Source organism: Serratia proteamaculans (genome assembly GCF_946227095.1).
In the GTDB taxonomy this organism is placed as follows: Bacteria; Pseudomonadota; Gammaproteobacteria; order Enterobacterales; family Enterobacteriaceae; genus Serratia; species Serratia proteamaculans_E.
The window spans coordinates 34,988-54,331 of the sequence record NZ_CAMISV010000015.1; the positions used below are offsets into that span (position 1 = coordinate 34,988).

The window sequence follows — 19,344 nt, forward strand, 5'->3', positions numbered from 1 at the left end:
GAGTAGCGACATGCAACTGACGTTTCTCGGTACCGGCGGTGCTCAGCAGATCCCGGTGTTCGGCTGTGATTGTCTGGTGTGTCAGCGGGCGCGGCGCGAGCCGGCATTTCGGCGCCGACCTTGCAGTGCAATGCTTAAATTTCAAGGGGAAACGACCTTGCTGGATGCGGGATTGCCGTCGCTGGAACGGCGCTTTTCGGCGGGGGAAATTAAACGTTTTTTACTGACACATTACCACATGGATCACGTACAGGGGCTATTTCCTTTGCGCTGGGGCTGCGGAAATTTTATTCCGGTGTATGGCCCGGCCGATGAACAGGGCTGTGACGATCTGTTCAAACATCCGGGTATTCTGGCGTTTCAGCCACCGTTCAAACCTTTCGAAACGGTAGAGCTGGGCGGCCTGCAGATCACTCCGCTGCCGCTGCAGCATTCGAAACTCACTCTGGGCTACCTGATCCAGGCCGCAGGGAAATCGCTGGCCTATTTGACCGATACCCTCGGCCTACCGCCAGCGACCGAAGCCTACCTGCGTGGGGTACCCATCGATTTAATGGTGCTCGACTGCAGCCTGCCGCCCCAGCCGCAGGCACCGCACAATCACAACGATCTGACCCGCGCGCTGGAAACCCAGCAACGCTTACAACCCGGCCGCACCCTGCTGACGCACATCAGCCACCATCTCGATTTATGGCTGATGGACAACGAGCTGCCGCCGGGCCTGGAGCTGGCGTTCGATAATCTCAGCGTGCACTGCGGTAGCAATGCAGCCGATCAGATTCCAGCACCTTAACGCCGCTGCCGGGGCTGAACGCCTGCTCCAGCAGGGTCTGCGCCACGTCTTTAGCGGCAACTCCGCGCCATTTGCCGGGCAACAATTTGAATAAGGGTGCACTCAGGCGTTCCAACCAACGCGGCGACGAGCGCTCGCCCAACAGCATGGATGGCCGCACCAGCGTCAGGCGCGGCCAGTTCTGCTCACGTAGCGCCTGTTCCATTTCACCCTTGGTGCGGTTGTAAAGGAAGGTTGAGCGCGGACTGGCGCCCAGTGCACTGACCACCAGACAGTGCTGCGCACCTAACCGCCGACCGGTCAGCGCGCTTTCGATCACCAGCGTGTAATCGACGTAGTGAAAATTGGCATCACTGCCTGCCTCGCGCCGTGTGGTACCCAGACAGCAGAACACAATGTCGACCGGCTGCTCCTGCTCAGTCAGCAGGGCGAACAAATCATCACCCACAGAATTATCCAGTTTTGGGTGCACCGGCAGTGGCTTACGCGAGGGCGCCACAATCGCCGTGACCTGCGGATCGGCCTGCAGCAGGCGCAACAGTTCGCCGCCTACCAACCCTGTGGCCCCTACAATGAATACCCGTGCCATATCCCCTCCGCCAAATTAATCGCTCTGAAAAGTATAGTGTGTTGTGTCAGGCCCGCGTCCAATGCAGCTTTTTACCGAAGCCGAGGGTATTGTCGGTCATCTTCACTTCTTGCAGACTCAGTTGCCAAACTGGCGCTTTCATCACTTTGGCAATCGGAAAACGCTTGCAGTAGCGCGCACGTGCATGCTGTTCTTCATCCCCGCTCAGCATCACCGCTTCGGCGCGATACTGCACGCCACGGATCAACGCGATGGTCTTCGGCTTCGGCGCAATGGTGCCGACCACCCGGCTATTTTGCAGCATCAACTCGCCATGACGGGTATGAGTTTCAGTCATTAGCCACAGCGTCATGCGCTCGGCATCAAACACGTAAAAACAGTTGGCGCACCACATGTCCAGGCCATTGCCGGCGCACAGCGTCAGCACATGCTGTTTGCTGAGGAAATGTGCAATCTGTTGCTGCTCTTCAGTCGTGTTCAAGGTCAATTCTCCCTTCTTTATCTGGCTTTATCTTACCCTGTGTTGTTGAAGTTGGTCACAAATAACGATAATTCCATCACCACACAAAATGGAATATATAAACACATTCACTGCATTTATATTCAAAATGTGAATAAATACCCTTCTAACATATATAAAACAAAGTAGATTTATTTTGGCATCATAGACCCGGTTTAAATCCATTTTTTTCTGCTCATTCTACGGCGCCGTAAAAATTACCGCTCTGACCACTTCATTTTTTATCAAAATATTTACATATAAAAAAATGCTCAAAATCATTTTTTATTCAAACCACTGCATAACAAGTGAATAGTTATTTATCAAACAGGCTATTTACGTGACACCCATCACATATTTTAGTCTGAAGCACGTTAAAATAGCGCCATCTTTTCACTCCATAAGGTGGATTAGAAATGGAAAACAATAACCGTAAAATGGCACACATAAGACGGACCACTCATATTATGATGATGGCCCATCGTAGCTGCTTTAGCTTCGCCTTCTTTAACTGCAGATAACCCCCACCTCTCTCGTTGTTACTCTTAACAGCCTGTCACCATTACGCCTAAATTATTTATCCTGAAAAATCAGGATCGGTATCAATTTAATTTATCCGGTAAATAGTGTAGCTAAATGACTGTTTAGGGTACGCACGAAATAAAATAAAAAACAGAATGAACTCAGGTTATGCCTTTAAGCATTACCTCGTTCTCCTCATGCCTTTATTTAGTGAAGGTATTAACGACAAGATTATTAACTTGTCGATGGGATGCCTTTGCCTGAAGAATGATAAAAATGAATAAATTAAAAATTGCCGCTAATACCAAAACATTAAGCTGCTTTGAAACAGCACGCGAAGTTGTCGATGTACATCAGAGTGATTTTAACGATATTGCTGCCATTGTGCTGTCGGTGGAAGACGTCACGCAAGGCATGGTGGCGCACCTCGAAGAGATTGGCCTAAATATTCCCCTGTTCGTCGCGGTGTGTTGTGAAGAAGAATTGGATAATGACATCCTGCCGGCCCTGCATGGCGTATTTGAACTCTGTGGCAAGAACACCCAGTTCTACGGCAAGCAACTGGAGGCCGCAGCGGTAAAATATGAAAGTGAACTGCTGCCACCTTTCTTTAATACGCTGACCCAGTATGTCGAAATGGGTAACGCCACCTTTGCTTGCCCTGGGCATCAGGGCGGTGAGTTCTTCCGTAAGCATCCGGCAGGACGTCAGTTCTTTGACTTCTTCGGCGAAACGCTTTTCCGTTCGGATATGTGTAACGCGGACGTCAAACTGGGCGATTTATTGATCCATGAAGGCGCGCCCTGCGAGGCAGAGCAGCATGCCGCCAAAGTCTTTAACGCCGATAAAACCTATTTCGTTCTCAACGGCACCTCCGCCTCAAACAAGGTCGCGACCAACGCCCTGCTGACGCGCGGTGATTTGGTGCTGTTCGACCGCAATAACCATAAGTCCAATCACCATGGCGCGCTGATCCAGGCTGGGGCAACACCGGTGTATCTGGAGACCGCTCGCAACCCGTTTGGCTTTATCGGTGGCATTGACGCGCACTGCTTTGAAGAACGTTACTTACGCCAGCAGATCCACGAAGTTGCGCCGGAACGTGCTAACGAAGCCAGGCCTTTCCGTTTGGCCATCATTCAGTTAGGTACTTATGACGGTACCATTTATAACGCCCGTCAGGTGGTCGATAAAATTGGTCATCTGTGCGATTACATTCTGTTCGATTCGGCCTGGGTGGGCTACGAGCAATTCATCCCAATGATGAAAGACTGCTCGCCATTGCTGCTCGAGCTCAACGAAAACGACCCGGGCATCATCGTTACCCAGTCCGTACACAAGCAGCAGGCCGGGTTCTCGCAAACCTCGCAGATCCACAAGAAAGACAAACATATCAAGGGACAAGACCGTTATTGCAACCATAAACGCTTTAACAATGCCTTTATGTTGCATGCTTCCACCAGCCCGTTCTACCCGCTGTTTGCCGCACTGGACGTCAACGCCAAGATGCACGAGGGTAAAAGCGGCCGACGCCTGTGGAAAGAATGTGTTCGCGTAGGCATTGAAGCACGCAAAATGCTGCTGGATACCTGCAGCTTAATCAAACCTTTTGTGCCGGACCAAATCGATGGCAAAGCCTGGCAGTCTTATGACACCGAGACAATGTCCAACGATTTACGCTTCTTCAACTTCATTCCCGGTGAGAAATGGCACGCCTTTGAAGGCTATGAGGAATCGCAATATTTTGTCGACCCGTGCAAATTGCTGCTCACTACGCCAGGCATCGATACGGCGAGCGGTAACTACAGCGATTTCGGTATTCCGGCGACCATTCTGGCCAACTATCTGCGCGAAAACGGCATAGTACCGGAGAAATGCGATCTCAACTCCATTCTGTTCCTGCTGACCCCGGCCGAAGACATCGCCAAAATGCAGCATTTGGTGGCGCTGATTGCCCGCTTTGAAAAACATATCGAGCAAGACTCTTTACTTAGCGAAGTCCTGCCTACGGTTTATAAAAATAATCAGCAGCGCTATGAAAACTATACCCTGCGCCAACTCTGCCAGGAAATGCACGACCTCTACGTGAGTTACGACGTTAAAGAACTGCAGAAAGAAATGTTCCGGAAAAGTTATTTCCCACGAGTGGCAATGAACCCGCAAGACGCTAATACCGAATTCGTCCGCGGGAATGTTGAATTGGTTTCACTGGCAAAAGCCGAGGGTCGAATTGCCGCAGAAGGGGCTTTACCTTATCCCCCAGGTGTTTTGTGCGTAGTCCCTGGTGAAGTTTGGGGTGGGGCCGCTCAACGTTATTTCCTGGCATTGGAAGAAAGCATCAATTTATTACCCGGCTTCGCACCAGAGTTACAGGGCGTGTATATCCAACAGGATGAAGATGGCTGGAACCGTGCTTACGGCTATGTAATGAAAAATTAATCACCTTACAAGGCGGTGAATTTTATTCACCGCCCAGATCGCATTATAAAAGAGAGAATGATCATGAGTAAGACCAATAATAAAATGGGGGTCGTGCAACTAACGATCCTGACGGCGGTAAACATGATGGGCTCTGGCATAATTATGCTGCCCACCAAGCTGGCGGAAGTCGGCACTATTTCTATCGTTTCCTGGCTGGTCACCGCCGTGGGCTCGATGGCATTGGCCTACGCCTTCGCCAAATGCGGTATGTTCAGCCGCAAATCCGGTGGTATGGGTGGTTATGCTGAATACGCCTTCGGTAAATCCGGCAATTTCATGGCCAACTACACCTACGGTGTGTCGCTGCTGATCGCCAATATCGCCATCGCCATTTCCGCCGTCGGCTATGGCACCGAGCTATTTGGCGCCAACCTGTCGCCGCTGGGGATTTGTATCGCCACCATCGGCGTGTTATGGCTGGCTACCGTCGCCAACTTCGGCGGGGCGCGCCTCACCGGGAAAATCAGCGGCGTCACCGTCTGGGGCGTGATTATCCCGGTGGTGGGGATCTCAATCGTCGGCTGGCACTGGTTTAGCGGCAGCGCTTATATCGCCGCGTGGAACCCCCACTCGGTGCCGACCTTTGAAGCCGTTGGCGCCTCTATCTCCATGACGTTATGGGCGTTCCTGGGGCTTGAGTCCGCCTGCGCCAATACCGATGTGGTGGAAAACCCAGAACGTAACGTGCCGATCGCCGTACTGGGCGGTACCCTCAGCGCCGCGGTCATTTATATCGTTTCGACCAACGTGATCGCCGGCATCGTACCGAACATGGAGCTGGCCAACTCGACCGCGCCATTTGGTCTGGCGTTTTCCCACATGTTCAACCCAACGGTCGGTAAGATCATCATGGCCTTGATGATCATGTCCTGCGTCGGCTCACTGCTGGGCTGGCAGTTCACCATCGCCCAGGTGTTCAAATCCTCTGCCGACAGCGGCTTCTTCCCGAAAATTTTCTCCAAACTCAGCAAGGCCGATGCACCGGTCAAAGGCATGCTGACCATAGTAGTGATCCAGAGCGTGCTGTCGCTGATGACCATCAGCCCGTCGCTGAATAAACAGTTCAACGTGCTGGTGAATCTGGCGGTGGTGACCAATATCATCCCTTATATTCTGTCGATGGCGGCGCTGATCATCATTCAGAAAGTGGCGAAAGTACCGGAGAAGAAAGCGCGGATTGCCAACATCATTGCCGGCATTGGCGCACTGTACAGTTTCTATGCCCTGTACAGCTCCGGTGAGGAAGCTATGATGTGGGGCGCTATCGCCACCTTCCTCGGTTGGACGCTGTACGGCATGGTTTCACCGCGTTTCGAAATGGTAGGGAAAAAAGGCTCACAGCAGTAACACATTGACCGTCGGGGATGGGATTGCACGGGAGAACATGCCATCATATTCCGTCCCTGGCCATCAAAGTTGCTGCATATTCATGACCGAAATACTCCCAACCTGGCACCTCTATATGCTGCGCATGCCCAGCGGCATGCTGTATACCGGGATTACCACCGACGTGGCTCGGCGGCTGGCGCAACATCAGGCAGGTAAGGGTGCGAAGGCACTGCGAGGTAAAGGGGAGCTGGTGCTGGCGTTTCATTGCCTGGCAGGGGATCGTTCAAGGGCACTGAGGCTGGAGTATCGAGTCAAGCAACTGAGCAAAACGCAAAAAGAGAGGCTGGTGAGTCACCCGCCTCTTTCGTTGGATTATTTACTGCCGGACGTTGAGGTTAAAGCCGGTTAAACGGCTCGGAGTATTCCACCGCCCCACTAACGTCAAGCAAGGCGTCTTCCGCCAGGGGATAAACCTGGAACGCGGCCTCGGTGTCTGGCCAGCGGCATTGCAGCCCATAGGCAGCAGCCGGTTTGAAGCCAAAGCGACCGTAGTAAGTAGGTTCGCCCAGCACCACTACTGCGGCATAGCTGAACTCGTTCAGTGCGTCCAGCCCTTCGTAAATCAGCTTTTCGCCCAACCCCTGTCGACGCAGACTTTCGTCCACCGCCAGCGGTGCCAGACCGACCCATTGACGATCCTCACCGGCTACGTCCACCGGGCTGAACGCGGCATAGCCCACCACGCCACCTTCGTCGTCGGTAGCAACGATGCCCAGCGTCAGCAGGCCGTCTTCGCGCAGTTGCTGCACCAGGTCAGCCTCATCATCTCGCCCAAAGGCGCGACGCAGCAGAGCATCGATACCCGCCGCATCTACCGGAATTTCTACGCGGATTAACATGTCAGTGGTACACGGGAAGTTTGCACCGTGCCCTCCTGCAGCCCTGCTTCCACAAACTCGGCCAGTTGCAGCAGGCCAATGCGCAATGGCGCAGGCATGGCTTCCAGCTCGATGGCATCCATCAGATTTTTTACATACAGGCCCAATTCGGTATCCCCTTCAATCTGCAGCCGACGCTGAAAGAACAGCGTATCAGGATCTTGCTTACGCGCCGCGATCAGTATCAGATCGTTGGCGTCGCCGCTGAAGCTGACATCAGCTTCGGCGTGTTGGCTGACAACCAGTTTGTCGTTTTCTACCGTCATAAACCAGTGTAGCGCCAGATCGCGAACTTCGATCTTCAACCAGCGCGATTCGAGAAATTCCAGATCGCCATCTGCCAGCGCCTGACGGAACTGCCAGCCCAGCACCTGTTCCAGAAGCTGGCGCTGCAAAGCAAACGGCGTGAATTTTAGCGGTACGCGCAGCAGCGACGGCCCTTGGCGCACAATGCGCGCTCGTAATTGTTCCAACACTGTCGTTCACTCCTTTCAACACAGATGCACTATTTTGCCACAGTGGCGCACGGCTGAAGCGCTCTATATCAACAAATAGTGCATTTCGCCGCCAGCTTTATCAATACGCCAGAAGCTGCCTCAAATCAAAACCTGTTCACCGCGCTTTCACTAAAATTGCCTCCCGATTAGCGTTTGCCGGTTGATGACCCTCACCGGCAACCATTGTGACAGTCTATGCCCGCCATGGGTGTACGGCTGAGTCAGGATAAATCTATGGAGCTGCTTTGTCCCGCCGGTAACCTGCCGGCCCTGAAGGCTGCGGTGGATAACGGCGCCGATGCCGTGTATATCGGCCTGAAAGATGATACCAACGCCCGCCACTTTGCCGGCCTCAACTTTACCGAGAAAAAGCTGCAGGAGGCGGTCGAGTACGTGCATCGCCACAAGCGTAAACTGCACATCGCCATCAATACCTTCGCTCACCCGGACGGCTATGCCCGCTGGCAGCGTGCGGTGGATATGGCGGCACAGCTGGGTGCCGACGTGCTGATCCTGGCTGACCTGGCGATGCTGGAATACGCCGCCGAACGTTATCCGCAGTTGGAACGCCACGTGTCGGTGCAGGCTTCCGCCACCAACGAAGAGGCGATCCGCTTCTACCAACGCCATTTTGATGTCAGCCGGGTGGTACTGCCGCGCGTGTTGTCGATGCATCAGGTCAAACAACTGGCGCGTACCAGCCCGGTGCCGCTGGAAGTCTTCGCCTTCGGTAGCCTGTGCATCATGGCCGAAGGCCGTTGCTACCTCTCTTCTTACCTGACCGGCGAGTCTCCCAATACCGTCGGAGCCTGTTCTCCGGCGCGCTACGTACGTTGGCAGCAAACGGCACAGGGCATGGAGTCACGTCTGAATGGCGTGCTGATCGACTGTTACCGGGATGATGAAAATGCCGGTTACCCCACGCTGTGCAAGGGCCGCTATCTGGTGGACGACGTGCGCTACCACGCGCTGGAAGAGCCCACCAGCCTCAATACGCTGGAACTGCTGCCGGAGTTGCTGGCCGCCAATATCGCTTCGGTGAAAATCGAAGGGCGCCAACGCAGCCCGGCCTACGTTAGCCAGGTGGCCCGCGTCTGGCGTCAGGCTATCGATCGCTGCCAGGCCGACCCCGCCGCTTATCAGGCCGACGCAGGCTGGATGGAAGCCCTGGGTGCCGTGTCTGAAGGCACTCAAACCACGCTCGGTGCCTATCACCGTAAATGGCAGTAGCAGGAGGAAGCATGAAATACGCATTAGGCCCGGTGCAGTATTACTGGCCGAAAACCGAGGTCGAAGATTTTTACCGGCAGGCGGTGAACAGCAGCGCAGAGATTATTTACCTCGGCGAGAGCGTCTGCACCAAGCGACGCGAGATGAAGGTCGGCGACTGGCTGGCGCTGGCGCAAGAGATTGCCCGCAGCGGCAAACAGGTGGTGATCTCCACCCTGGCCCTGCTGCAGGCACCGTCCGAACTGAACGAACTGAAGCGCTATGTGGAAAACGGGGAATTCCTGATTGAAGCCAACGATCTGGGTACCGTGAACATGGCGGCGGAACGCAGCCTGCCGTTTGTCGCCGGCCACGCGCTGAACTGCTACAACGCCTACACCCTGCGCCTGCTGCACCGCCAGGGCATGACGCGCTGGTGCATGCCGGTCGAGCTGTCCCGCGACTGGCTGGCCAAGCTGCTGGAACAGTGCGATGAACTGGGTTTCCGCCAGCAGTTTGAGGTGGAAGTACTGAGCTATGGTCATCTGCCGCTGGCCTATTCCGCGCGCTGCTTTACCGCACGTTCGGAAGATCGCGCCAAGGATGAATGCGAAACCTGTTGTATTAAATACCCGCAGGGGCGAGTGATGCGTTCACAGGAACAACAGCAGGTGTTTGTGCTCAACGGCATTCAGACCATGAGCGGCTACTGCTACAACCTGGGCAACGAGTTGACCAGTATGCAGGGACTGGTGGACATTGTGCGCCTGTCGCCGCAGGGGGCAGAGACACTGGCGCTGGTCGAGCGCTTCCGCGCCAATGAGCAAGGCACACAGCCGTTAACCCTCACCGATCAGGCCGACTGCAACGGCTACTGGCGACGGGTCGCCGGGCTGGAATTGGTGTCGTAATCGCAGGCACGCCACAGAATGCCGGGCCTACAGGATGGGAGTTTGGTTTTGTAGGCCGGGTAAGCATAGCGTCACCCGGCACAGCGGCAACTACTCTTTGAAGAACCAGTAGCCCTGATTTATCAGCTCTGTCAGCTCAGCCACAAACGCCGGGTTTTGCAACGCATCGCCCAGTTCTGGCTGGCCCAGCTCGGTATAACGACACAGCGCATCGGCCGCTCGTGCATCCACGGTGTCCAGAGGTTCGCTGTTGACGAAGAAGCTGTCGCCAATGTGCAGCACACGCAAGCCACTCAAACGGGTCAGAGTTTCACCGTCCATCAGTGCATTCAGCACCTCGTGCGCTTCATACGGCGGCTCCGCCATAGCGATATCCAGCTCATGACGCGGCGTGGTGGCAAAGCGGCCAAACCACTGCTTAAAGTCTTCCGGCTGGCTGATCATTTCGACCATCATTGAGCGCAGGCGCTCAAGTTCGTGTTCTTCTACCTGGCCCGGATGCTCACGCAGGGTTAGATCAGGATCGCTGTAGTGCGCCCCCCCCAGATCGTTTTCCAGTGCGTAGTCAGCAAAGCTGCTGATCAGGTCGCGGCCGTTGGGCCCACGGAAACCCACTGAATAGTTAAACGCCGTTTCGTGGGTGAAGCCGTCATGGGGGAAGCCTGGCGGGATGTAAAGGATGTCGCCCGGCTCCAAATCTTCATCAATGATCGGTTCGAACGGATCAACATGCAGCAGCGCCGGATGTGGGCAGAACTGACGCATCGGCAAGGCATCGCCAACGCGCCAGCGGCGACGGCCCATCCCCTGAATGATGAACACATCGTAGTTGTCGATGTGTGGCCCCACGCCACCGCCCGGCACCGAGAAGGAGATCATCAGATCATCCAGACGCCAGTCCGGCAAAACGCGAAACGGGCGCACCAGCTCGGCTGAGGGTGCATGCCAGTGGTTCACGGCCTGCGCCAGCAAGGACCAGCCTGTTTCGCCGAGGCCATCGAAATGTTCAAACGGACCGTTGCTGGCCTGCCATTCGCCATGGGTCTGGCTGACCAGACGGCTGTCCACTTCCGACTCCATCGTCAATCCCGCCAGTTCGTCTGGCGTGATTGGGTCGACAAAGTTCGGGAAGGCATTTTTCAAAACAACGGGTTTTTTCTGCCAGTATTTCTCTAAAAACTCGGGCCAGTTCAGGTTCAGTTGGTAAGCCATATAATCACACCAGTAAGAGGATCCACGGGCGTGATTATGCGAGAGCCTTCGCCGGTCCACCTTGTTAAGGGTCAAGGAAAGGGTGGCTTCAGCCCTCCTTGCTGGAACTCGGGTTAACTTGCCGTCTGCGCAACAAGCTGCGCAACGCCACGCTGTTGTGCACAAAACCCACGCCGACACCCAGCAGGGTGTAAATAATCCCCAGCACCAGCAACATCATCACATCGCCCCAGACCTCGTTCAGCGACAGTCCCATCTGGTTTACCCCGGCAACCGCCTTGGTGGCCCAGGTGGAGGGAATACAATAGGAAATCGCCCGCACCCAGCCCGGCATCGCCTGTAACGGCCAGATGGTACCGGAGAGGTAAAATATCGGCGTGGTGATAAACGCCAGAGTCAGGTAGATCATTTCAACGCTGCGCAGGCACTCGGTCACCAGTTTGCCCAGCCCCAGTACCGCCAACAGGAACGGGAAGGTCAGCAGCAAAATTTCTGGAATGCCCGCCGTTTGGCGATAACCCAGCACCCACGGCCACAGCACGAACAGCACGATCGACAGGAATAACCAGATCGGCAACAGCGCCGTCAGCCCGCCCAAATGGGCCGCCAGTGGTGGCTTACCACCGGGCATGCTCTTCATGGCAATGCTGACGCGTACGCAGGCAATCAATAATGAGTGCTGCAACAGCATCACCAGCAAGCCTGGGAAGATAATCGCCGCAAAACTGATGCCGGGGTTGAACACATCCAGCGTCTGCCCCTGTATGGGCGTCAGGATCACCTGCGCCTGGCGTTCACTGAAACCACTGCGCAGCAATAACCCATTGTTGTATTCGGAAAGGAGCTGTTGATAGGCCGCCACCACGTCTTGCTGGATCTGCCCATTGGCCAGTCGGTTGGTGGCATCGCCGTAAACCGGCACCACGATATTTTGGCCGCTCAGGATCTTTTTCTCCAGATCCACCGGCATGATGATCACCGCGAACAATTTACGCCAGCCGAGGTCACTTTTTGCCTGCTCGAGGCTGTCGTAAGTCACGATGGCGATCTTCGAGGTGGCGTCCAGTTGGCGGATCAATTCACGGCTGGCCGTGCTGTGGTCCTGATCGATAACGCCGACCGGCAGATCCCACACCGTTCGGTTGGCATAGACCATGCTCATAACGCACAGCGACAGGATCAACATCAGCCACATCGGCCGTTCCAGCATGCCCAACAGCACCCGGACGAAGGTTTGCCAGTAGATTTTCATCCCGCGTTCCCTTCCTTCAGCAACCGCGGCAGCAGCCGGTTACGCACCAGCAGCGCGGCCACCAGCGGATAGACAAACAACAAAGCGCAAACGCTGAAGATGGCACTGGCCGGTACCTGCCGCAGGAACACGTCGAACATCGCATACAGCGCATGGGTCAAGGGCTCAATATTGGAGATGATGCGTGCCGGTAACGGCATCGACAGCTCCGGTACCGCCATCCCCGAGAAGGTCAGCGCGATACTCACCAGGATGGCGATCAGGCTGTAGGCGGTGATGGTGGTGCTGGTAAAGGTATACAACAGCAGGCCAATGCTCTGCGCCGCCATCACGTAGAAGAAGGCTATCATCAGCATGAACAGCGGATTACCGCTGACGCGGGCATCAAAAATACCCACCAGCGCGGCAATCTCAACCATCAACAGACTGGTGAAGCACAGGGTGTAGGGTGCCAGTTTACCCAACAGCGCCAGGCTGAACGGCCGGGCCGTCAGCAGCGATTTACTGCGCGCCAGCACGTAGATCATACAGGTCACCACGAACAGCTGTAGCAGGTGAATGGTGGCAGCAAACTGCTGGTAATAGATGTAGCTGCCGCTGGCATTGAACAAACTGCCGTACGACAGCGTCACGTCCGCCAGCGGTGGCAAGGTTTTCCCCATCTCGGCGGCGATAATACTGCGGTAGTTGGCGTTAATCTCGGTCATCAGACCGCTGAAATCCTGGGTGGAATACAACCCGGCCCCATAGAACAACGCATTGTAATACATCACCACGCTCGGCTGCTTGCCTGCCAGCGCATTGGCTTCGAAATCTGGCGGCACGTATAACAACGCGTAATCCTGTGCGCTACGCAGGCGGTGCAGCGACTCGGCCAACCCGCCGTCATAGAGTTCGACATGGGCATGAGAGCCGGCATCCAGTCTGCGGGTCAGCGACTTGGACAGCGAACTGTGATCGTTATCCACCACCGACACCGGCAGATCGAGCAAGGTGCCTTCGGAAAAGTTGCTGCTGATCAGGCCAAACAGGATCAGCGGAAAAATCCAGCTCAGCCAGTGCACCACCGGGCTGCGGAAGGCAACGCGGCACTCGTTGTCAAACGCGTGGCTGAAGCAGCGCCAACCGGCCCTTACTCTTTCCATAGCCATAAGCTGCTCATCCCTGGACGCAGGCCGTCAACCGGCTGTGACGGATACAGACGCACTTCAAAGGTTTTCAGGTCGAAGTCACCGGTAGCGCGGGTGGCGCGTTTAGTGGCGTAGTCACCCAGCGGCGCAATATAACGTACCTCTGCTTCGATCATTTTGTCCTTCAGCGCCGGTACCCGCATCTGGATCTTATCGCCCTTGCGCACATGAGCCAAAATGTCTTCACGCAGGTTAAACACGAAGTAGGCATCCGGAACGCGGATCAGCGTCAGCAACGGGCTGCCGGCATTCAGCAGTTCTCCTACCTCCGCCGGGATCGGCCCCACTTCACCGGCCACCGGGGCGACAACCCGCAGGTCATCCGTCTGGGCTTTCACTTGCAGCAGGTTTTCTTCCGCCGCCCGCAGCGCTGCAGCATATTGCTGACGCAGTTCGATACGGTCGCCGTTAGTGCCTTCGTCCAGATTGGCCTTGGCCGCCTGCACCTGTTGGAATGCGGTATCACGTGCACGGCGCGAGCTGTCCAACTCGGACTTCGAAATATAGCCTTTGCCGGATACGCTCAGGTTGCGGTTGTAGTCATTCTGCGCATTACGGTATTGCGCCTCAGCCTGCGCCAGGTTGGCACGCAGATTACGGATGCTTTCTTCACGCGTGCCGTGCAGAGATTGGTCGAGCTGCGCCTTGGCTTCATCGCGTGATGCCTGTGCAGAACGCAGTTGCGCCATCAACTCCGGGCTATCAAGCTGGATCATGACCTGTGCGGCTTTCACGTCGTCACCCCGCTCCACCAGTCGTTCAATCACTCGCCCCTTGGCTTTGGAGGCCACGATCACCTCCGGCGCGTCCACTTCCCCTTGCAATAACAAATCCTGATTATGCGCACGGAACAAGATCGCCATGGCGACCGCCACCACCATCAACAGTAAGGTAAACAATGTCTTTTTTTTCATTCTCTCAGCTCCCTGAGCGATAAGCGGCGGGTGGAATCATCACGTCCATATTTCAATCGGCTCCCAAAAAACCATTTTACTCATAAGGATATCACAAGCACATATATCCTCTTTTATAACCATAAATTGGATTATGCTTTTAACACTAAAAGCACATTTGGCTTTGTAGTTTGCAGACTTCTGCAATCGCCCTTTAAGCGATCAACTCTTTGATGGACGATGTCATGACTGAAAAAACGGCGATACCTGTCTCAGTATTGGATTTATCCCCTATCCCGCAAGGGGCCAAACCGCGCGATGCATTTCACGCCTCTTTAGATCTAGCACAACATGCCGAAAAATGGGGCTACCAGCGCTATTGGCTGGCAGAACACCACAATATGACCGGCATCGGCAGCGCGGCCACCTCGGTGCTGCTGGGCTATCTGGCCGCCGGTACCCAGAGCATCCGCCTCGGATCCGGTGGCGTGATGCTGCCCAACCATGCACCGCTAGTGATCGCCGAGCAGTTCGGCACGCTGGAATCGCTTTATCCCGGGCGTATCGATCTGGGTCTGGGCCGCGCCCCCGGTACCGACCAACGCACCATGATGGCACTGCGTCGTCATCTGTCCGGTGAGGTGGATAATTTCCCACGCGACGTGCAGGAACTGCAGCATTACTTCTGTGATGTCCAACCGGGTCAGCCGGTGCAGGCGGTACCCGGCCAGGGGCTGCACGTCCCGATCTGGCTGTTGGGCTCCAGCCTGTACAGCGCACAGCTGGCGGCACAGCTCGGCCTGCCGTTTGCCTTCGCTTCCCATTTTGCGCCGGAGATGTTGTTCCAGGCATTTAATCTGTATCGCGACAACTTCAAGCCTTCCGAGCAATGCCAGCAACCGCACGCCATGGTGTGTGTCAACGTGGTGGCTGCCGACAGTGACGCTGAAGCGCGTTTCCTGTTTACCTCGATGCAGCAGCAGTTTATCAATCTGCGCCGCGGCTCGCCGGGTCCGTTGCCGGCGCCAGTCGACAATATCCACGCCTTGTGGACCGCCGGGGAACAATACGGGGTCGATCAGGCGCTGCGCATGTCGGTTATCGGCAATGAAGCTACCGTACGCAGCGGGTTGCAGACGCTACTCAACGAAACCGGTGCGGATGAAATCATGGTCAACGGCCAGATCTTTGACCATCAGGCGCGGCTGCATTCGTTTGAAATTGTCGCCGCCGTGAAGGGCGATTTGGTGAAAGCCTAAGTGAAAACTGGGGGAGATGATCCCCCAGTTTATTGCCTCCCTGCTTTTCCTTTTCCCCGACTACTGACTAGCGCTGGATCAGATAGCGGATGGTCGGCCCGTCCTGCTGGATATCCAGCACCTTATAGCCGTGGTTGCGTGCATCAAGGGGAATGTTGTTGATCGACTGCGGGCAGTCGCTGATCACCTCGAGGATTTCCCCGGGCTTCAACTGCGGCATCGCCTCCAGCGTCGCCACGGCCGGATAAGGGCAAGGCTCACCCAGCATATCCAACCGGTAATCCGGCACTATCGCCGCTTGTTTCATGACACACTCCTTAAATTAACTACCTGCGCGTCGGGTTTGGCGCGGAAAAAACGTTTCTCCCACCACAGCATGGCGCCAAACGCCACTGCCAGCAGCAGGTAGGTCACCAACAGGCCGCCGATGGGGCCGAAGGTCTCCAGCAGGTTGACCTTGTCGTAGTCGGTGGCCAGCGTTGGGGCCAAATCATCCCAGTAATAGGCCAACAGCGTAGCGCCAATGATATTCCCCAACCCTACCCACCAGTAGTGCACCTGACCTTCAACCGCACGGTACATCCAGCCAGTTTCGCAACCGCCCGCCAGAACGATGCCGAAACCAAACAACAATCCGCCCAACACCGCATTGGGGCCAGCCCACATGATTTTTGGTGCCACACCCAGTTGTACGTAGCTGAAAATACCGATGGCACTGGCAGCCATACCGAGAATAATCGCTTTAGCCATATGAGTGCGGCCGCTGATCCACAGATCGCGGAACGCCGAGGTGAAGCAAATTTGCGCCCTTTCAATCAGCAGGCCAAAACCGATGCCAAACAACATGGCGATACCCAACTTCGGTGCATCAAACAGCGTCCACAATGACCAAGCGATCGCCAGACAGAAAACTACCATGCCCAGACGGAAACGGCGGCGCGCCTGTTCCGGTTTTTGAGTCAGCGGCGCGGCGGCCTTCACCTTCTGCAATTTGATCGGAATGCGAAACATCGGCAGCAGGGTAAATTTGGCACCAAAGTAAGAACCGGCGGCGGTCGCCAGCGCAAAGAACCAGGCATGCAGCGAGAACTGCGGAATGCCGGTAAAGAAGGCCGCCAGGTTGCAGCCCATCGCCAGGCGCGCCCCAAAACCGGCGATAATCCCCCCCAGCAGCGCCTGCACAATGCGGATGCGGTTTTGCGGCTGGCGCAGCTTGATGTTGTTAGCCCACAGCGCAGCGGCGATACAGCCGGCGAACATGCCGATGATCATTCTGCCGTCGATGCGCTGCAGCGGCGTACCCTCAAGGCCGATGACCTTGAAGTAACCCCATTGCTCGGGGTGCAGACCAAACAGCTGCAAGACGTGGCCGCCCCAGCGGGTAAACTCGCCGGTCACCGCCCAGAAGGCCCCGGTCAAACCAAAGTAATAGGTAGAAAGGATCCCGGCGGCAATCACCGCAGGTAAAGGTGCCCAAAAGCGCACCAGGTATTGAGACTTAAACTGCTGCCAACTCATGGCATCTCCCGTGCGTAGTATCCATAAAAAAACCTTATAAATGATACGCCATTTTCTTCCCCTTAACGGCGAATTTCAGGCATAAAAAAACCAGCCCGAAGGCTGGTTTTTAGTCCGATTAACCGCGAACGGCTAAATCAGGCGTTATGCATCACCGAAGCGACGACGTGGTGCAGCCGGAGCGGCGTCATCACGACGTGGGGCGCGCTGGCCGTCACGGTTGAAGTTACCGCCACGACGCTCGCCACCGTTGCCGGCAGGTGCAGCAGCACCGCCTTCACGACGATCACCGAAAGAACGGCGGCCTGGGTTTGCCCCTTCACGACGTTCGCCGGTGGAAGGACGAGCCCCGCCACGACGCTCACCGTTACCGGCAGGTGCAGGACGCTCACGACGTTCATGCGGCTGTGCATCGCCCAGCAGTTGCATGTTCATCGGCTTGTTCAGGATGCGGGTACGGGTGAAATGAGACAGGATCTCGCCCGGCATACCTTTTGGCAGCTCGATAGTGGAGTGGCCGGCAAACAGCTTGATGTTACCAATGTAACGGCTGCTGATGTCGCCTTCGTTAGCGATCGCGCCAACGATATGACGAACTTCAACGCCATCATCACGGCCCACTTCAATGCGGTACAGCTGCATTTCGCCAACGTCACGACGTTCACGACGTGGACGCTCAGCGCCACCGTCACGGCTGTCTGGACGCGCGTCACGACGACGGTCGGTACCGCGATCGTCACGGTCGTTGAATTCACGACGCTGACGCGGTTTGAACACAGGATCAGCTGGCAGGATCAGAGGACGTTCGCCCTGTGCCATTTTCAGCAGTGCTGCGGCCAGAGTTTCCATTTCCAGCTCTTCTTCACCCGGCTGCAGTTTAGCCAGCAGGCCGCGGTACATGTCCAGATCGCTGCTTTCCAGCTGTTGCTGTACTTTAGCGGCAAACTTGGCCAGACGACGCTCACCCAGCAGTTCTACATTCGGCAGTTCAACTTCTGGAATGGTCAGCTTCATGGTGCGTTCGATGTTGCGCAGCAGGCGGCGTTCGCGGTTTTCAACGAACAGCAGCGCACGGCCGGCACGACCAGCACGGCCGGTACGGCCGATACGGTGAACGTAAGACTCGGAATCCATAGGGATGTCGTAGTTCACAACCAGGCTGATACGTTCAACGTCCAGGCCACGGGCAGCAACGTCGGTCGCGATCAGGATGTCCAGACGACCATCTTTCAGACGCTCCAGGGTCTGCTCACGCAGGGCCTGGTTCATGTCACCGTTCAGTGCGGCGCTGCTGTAACCACTGCGCTCCAGCGCTTCGGCCACTTCCAGTGTCGCATTTTTGGTACGCACGAAGATAATCGCCGCATCAAAGTCTTCGGCTTCCAGGAAACGTACCAACGCTTCGTTTTTACGCATGCCCTGCACAGTCCAGTAGCTCTGGCTGATGTCCGGACGGGTAGTGACGCTGGATTGAATGCGTACTTCCTGCGGATCTTTCATAAAGCGACGGGTAATGCGACGGATAGCTTCCGGCATGGTTGCAGAGAACAGCGCGGTCTGATGTTCAGCCGGGATCTCCGCCATGATGGTTTCTACGTCTTCGATAAAGCCCATGCGCAGCATTTCGTCGGCTTCATCCAGCACCAGACCACTCAGGTTAGAGAGGTTCAGGGTGCCACGCTTCAGGTGGTCCAGCAGACGGCCTGGGGTACCTACTACAACTTGCGGGCCCTGACGCAGAGCGCGCAGCTGAACGTCATAACGCTGGCCGCCGTACAGGGCCACAACGTTAACGCCATTCATGTGTTTTGCGAAATCGGTCATTGCTTCAGCAACCTGAACCGCCAGTTCGCGGGTCGGTGCCAGCACCAGAATCTGAGGTGATTTCAACTCAGCTTTCAGGTTGTGCAACAGTGGCAGCGAGAATGCTGCAGTTTTACCGCTACCGGTCTGTGCCATGCCCAGCACATCGCGGCCGTTCAACAGGTGAGGAATACACTCAGCCTGGATCGGTGACGGTTTTTCGTAGCCCAGATCGGTCAGGGCAGAAATGATCGGAGCAGACAGCCCCAGGTCAGCAAAAGAGGTTTCAAGCTCAGTAGTCATGTACACGTGCCTCATTAATAATGGCAGCCAGTCTACATAACTCGTCGAGAAAATTTTCAGTCATTTTCATTGAAAAGTGTGAACCGGCTCAAATTAGATTATAAAACGAACAAAAAAGCCCTCGCCCGTTAAGGCGATAACTTTGG

General features: G+C 55.7%; 20 protein-coding genes. 8 read left to right on the forward strand and 12 right to left on the reverse strand.

Translation table 11 applies throughout. From position 1 onward, the window contains the following. Window positions 1-10: 10 nt before the first annotated feature. Complete coding sequence (gene phnP / locus OC597_RS22845) at window positions 11-793, forward strand: phosphonate metabolism protein PhnP (protein ID WP_262210609.1); 783 nt, start codon at window positions 11-13, stop codon at window positions 791-793. Here phnP and OC597_RS22850 read toward each other — a convergent pair. Further along, window positions 744-1,382, reverse strand: coding sequence for an NAD(P)H-binding protein (locus OC597_RS22850; protein WP_261285467.1), 639 nt, complete (start codon window positions 1,380-1,382; stop codon window positions 744-746). The genes phnP and OC597_RS22850 overlap by 50 nt on opposite strands. Before the next feature lie 46 nt (window positions 1,383-1,428). Then, complete coding sequence (locus tag OC597_RS22855) at window positions 1,429-1,863, reverse strand: YhbP family protein (RefSeq protein WP_207978088.1); 435 nt, start codon at window positions 1,861-1,863, stop codon at window positions 1,429-1,431. Window positions 1,864-2,297: 434 nt separating this feature from the next. Between OC597_RS22855 and speFL the strand changes: the two genes are divergently transcribed. The 4 genes from speFL (at window position 2,298) to OC597_RS22875 (ending at window position 6,622) form a co-directional block, all read left to right on the forward strand. Then, window positions 2,298-2,402, forward strand: a complete 105-nt coding sequence (gene speFL / locus OC597_RS22860; protein WP_112347931.1) for a leader peptide SpeFL — start codon at window positions 2,298-2,300, stop codon at window positions 2,400-2,402. A gap of 277 nt (window positions 2,403-2,679) precedes the next feature. After that, window positions 2,680-4,842, forward strand: a complete 2,163-nt coding sequence (speF, locus tag OC597_RS22865) for an ornithine decarboxylase SpeF (RefSeq protein ID WP_262210611.1) — start codon at window positions 2,680-2,682, stop codon at window positions 4,840-4,842. A gap of 63 nt (window positions 4,843-4,905) precedes the next feature. Continuing rightward, complete coding sequence (gene potE, locus OC597_RS22870) at window positions 4,906-6,231, forward strand: putrescine-ornithine antiporter (protein ID WP_099064511.1); 1,326 nt, start codon at window positions 4,906-4,908, stop codon at window positions 6,229-6,231. 82 nt (window positions 6,232-6,313) lie between these two features. Further along, entirely contained in the window at window positions 6,314-6,622 is a 309-nt protein-coding gene (locus OC597_RS22875; protein WP_261463162.1) for a GIY-YIG nuclease family protein, read from the forward strand. Here the strand turns inward: OC597_RS22875 and OC597_RS22880 are convergent. Then, window positions 6,609-7,112, reverse strand: coding sequence for a GNAT family N-acetyltransferase (locus tag OC597_RS22880; RefSeq protein ID WP_207978090.1), 504 nt, complete (start codon window positions 7,110-7,112; stop codon window positions 6,609-6,611). The two genes, OC597_RS22875 and OC597_RS22880, sit on opposite strands and share 14 nt — an antisense overlap. Next, window positions 7,106-7,627, reverse strand: a complete 522-nt coding sequence (gene ubiT / locus OC597_RS22885) for a ubiquinone anaerobic biosynthesis accessory factor UbiT (RefSeq protein ID WP_085119498.1) — start codon at window positions 7,625-7,627, stop codon at window positions 7,106-7,108. The genes OC597_RS22880 and ubiT overlap by 7 nt, the downstream gene beginning before the upstream one ends. A 255-nt stretch (window positions 7,628-7,882) precedes the next feature. Between ubiT and ubiU the strand changes: the two genes are divergently transcribed. Together ubiU and OC597_RS22895 are read left to right on the forward strand one after the other, a co-directional pair. After that, window positions 7,883-8,878 (forward strand): ubiquinone anaerobic biosynthesis protein UbiU, encoded by a 996-nt coding sequence (gene ubiU / locus OC597_RS22890; RefSeq protein WP_262210615.1) that lies wholly within the window; start codon window positions 7,883-7,885, stop codon window positions 8,876-8,878. A gap of 11 nt (window positions 8,879-8,889) precedes the next feature. Beyond that, entirely contained in the window at window positions 8,890-9,768 is an 879-nt protein-coding gene (locus OC597_RS22895) for a U32 family peptidase (protein WP_262210617.1), read from the forward strand. Between the two features lie 90 nt (window positions 9,769-9,858). Here the strand turns inward: OC597_RS22895 and OC597_RS22900 are convergent, their stop codons facing one another. From OC597_RS22900 to OC597_RS22915, 4 genes are all read right to left on the reverse strand, one after another. Then, window positions 9,859-10,980 carry a ribosomal protein uL16 3-hydroxylase gene (locus tag OC597_RS22900; protein ID WP_262210619.1) on the reverse strand — a complete coding sequence of 374 codons (1,122 nt, stop codon included), beginning with the start codon at window positions 10,978-10,980 and terminating at the stop codon, window positions 9,859-9,861. Between the two features lie 88 nt (window positions 10,981-11,068). Continuing rightward, window positions 11,069-12,232, reverse strand: coding sequence for an ABC transporter permease (locus OC597_RS22905; protein WP_261256924.1), 1,164 nt, complete (start codon window positions 12,230-12,232; stop codon window positions 11,069-11,071). Then, window positions 12,229-13,383: an ABC transporter permease gene (locus OC597_RS22910; protein ID WP_085119493.1), complete on the reverse strand. Its 1,155-nt coding sequence runs from the start codon at window positions 13,381-13,383 to the stop codon at window positions 12,229-12,231. Before OC597_RS22910 ends, OC597_RS22905 begins: the two co-directional genes overlap by 4 nt. Next, window positions 13,365-14,336, reverse strand: a complete 972-nt coding sequence (locus OC597_RS22915) for an HlyD family secretion protein (RefSeq protein ID WP_085119492.1) — start codon at window positions 14,334-14,336, stop codon at window positions 13,365-13,367. The genes OC597_RS22910 and OC597_RS22915 overlap by 19 nt, the downstream gene beginning before the upstream one ends. A 224-nt stretch (window positions 14,337-14,560) precedes the next feature. Between OC597_RS22915 and OC597_RS22920 the strand changes: the two genes are divergently transcribed. Beyond that, window positions 14,561-15,574, forward strand: coding sequence for a luciferase-like monooxygenase (locus OC597_RS22920; RefSeq protein WP_261285462.1), 1,014 nt, complete (start codon window positions 14,561-14,563; stop codon window positions 15,572-15,574). 67 nt (window positions 15,575-15,641) lie between these two features. Here the strand turns inward: OC597_RS22920 and yedF are convergent, their stop codons facing one another. The 4 genes from yedF to yrbN all read right to left on the reverse strand — a co-directional run bounded on the left by yedF (window position 15,642) and on the right by yrbN (window position 19,268). Then, window positions 15,642-15,881 carry a sulfurtransferase-like selenium metabolism protein YedF gene (yedF, locus tag OC597_RS22925; RefSeq protein WP_004952879.1) on the reverse strand — a complete coding sequence of 80 codons (240 nt, stop codon included), beginning with the start codon at window positions 15,879-15,881 and terminating at the stop codon, window positions 15,642-15,644. Beyond that, on the reverse strand, window positions 15,878-17,092 hold the full coding sequence (gene yedE, locus OC597_RS22930; protein ID WP_261256921.1) for a selenium metabolism membrane protein YedE/FdhT: 1,215 nt from the start codon (window positions 17,090-17,092) through the stop codon (window positions 15,878-15,880). The genes yedF and yedE overlap by 4 nt, the downstream gene beginning before the upstream one ends. A gap of 144 nt (window positions 17,093-17,236) precedes the next feature. Then, window positions 17,237-19,198, reverse strand: a complete 1,962-nt coding sequence (locus OC597_RS22935; protein ID WP_261256919.1) for a DEAD/DEAH family ATP-dependent RNA helicase — start codon at window positions 19,196-19,198, stop codon at window positions 17,237-17,239. Then, entirely contained in the window at window positions 19,188-19,268 is an 81-nt protein-coding gene (gene yrbN / locus OC597_RS26670) for a protein YrbN (RefSeq protein ID WP_096335046.1), read from the reverse strand. The genes OC597_RS22935 and yrbN overlap by 11 nt, the downstream gene beginning before the upstream one ends. Between the last annotated feature and the right edge of the window lie 76 nt (window positions 19,269-19,344).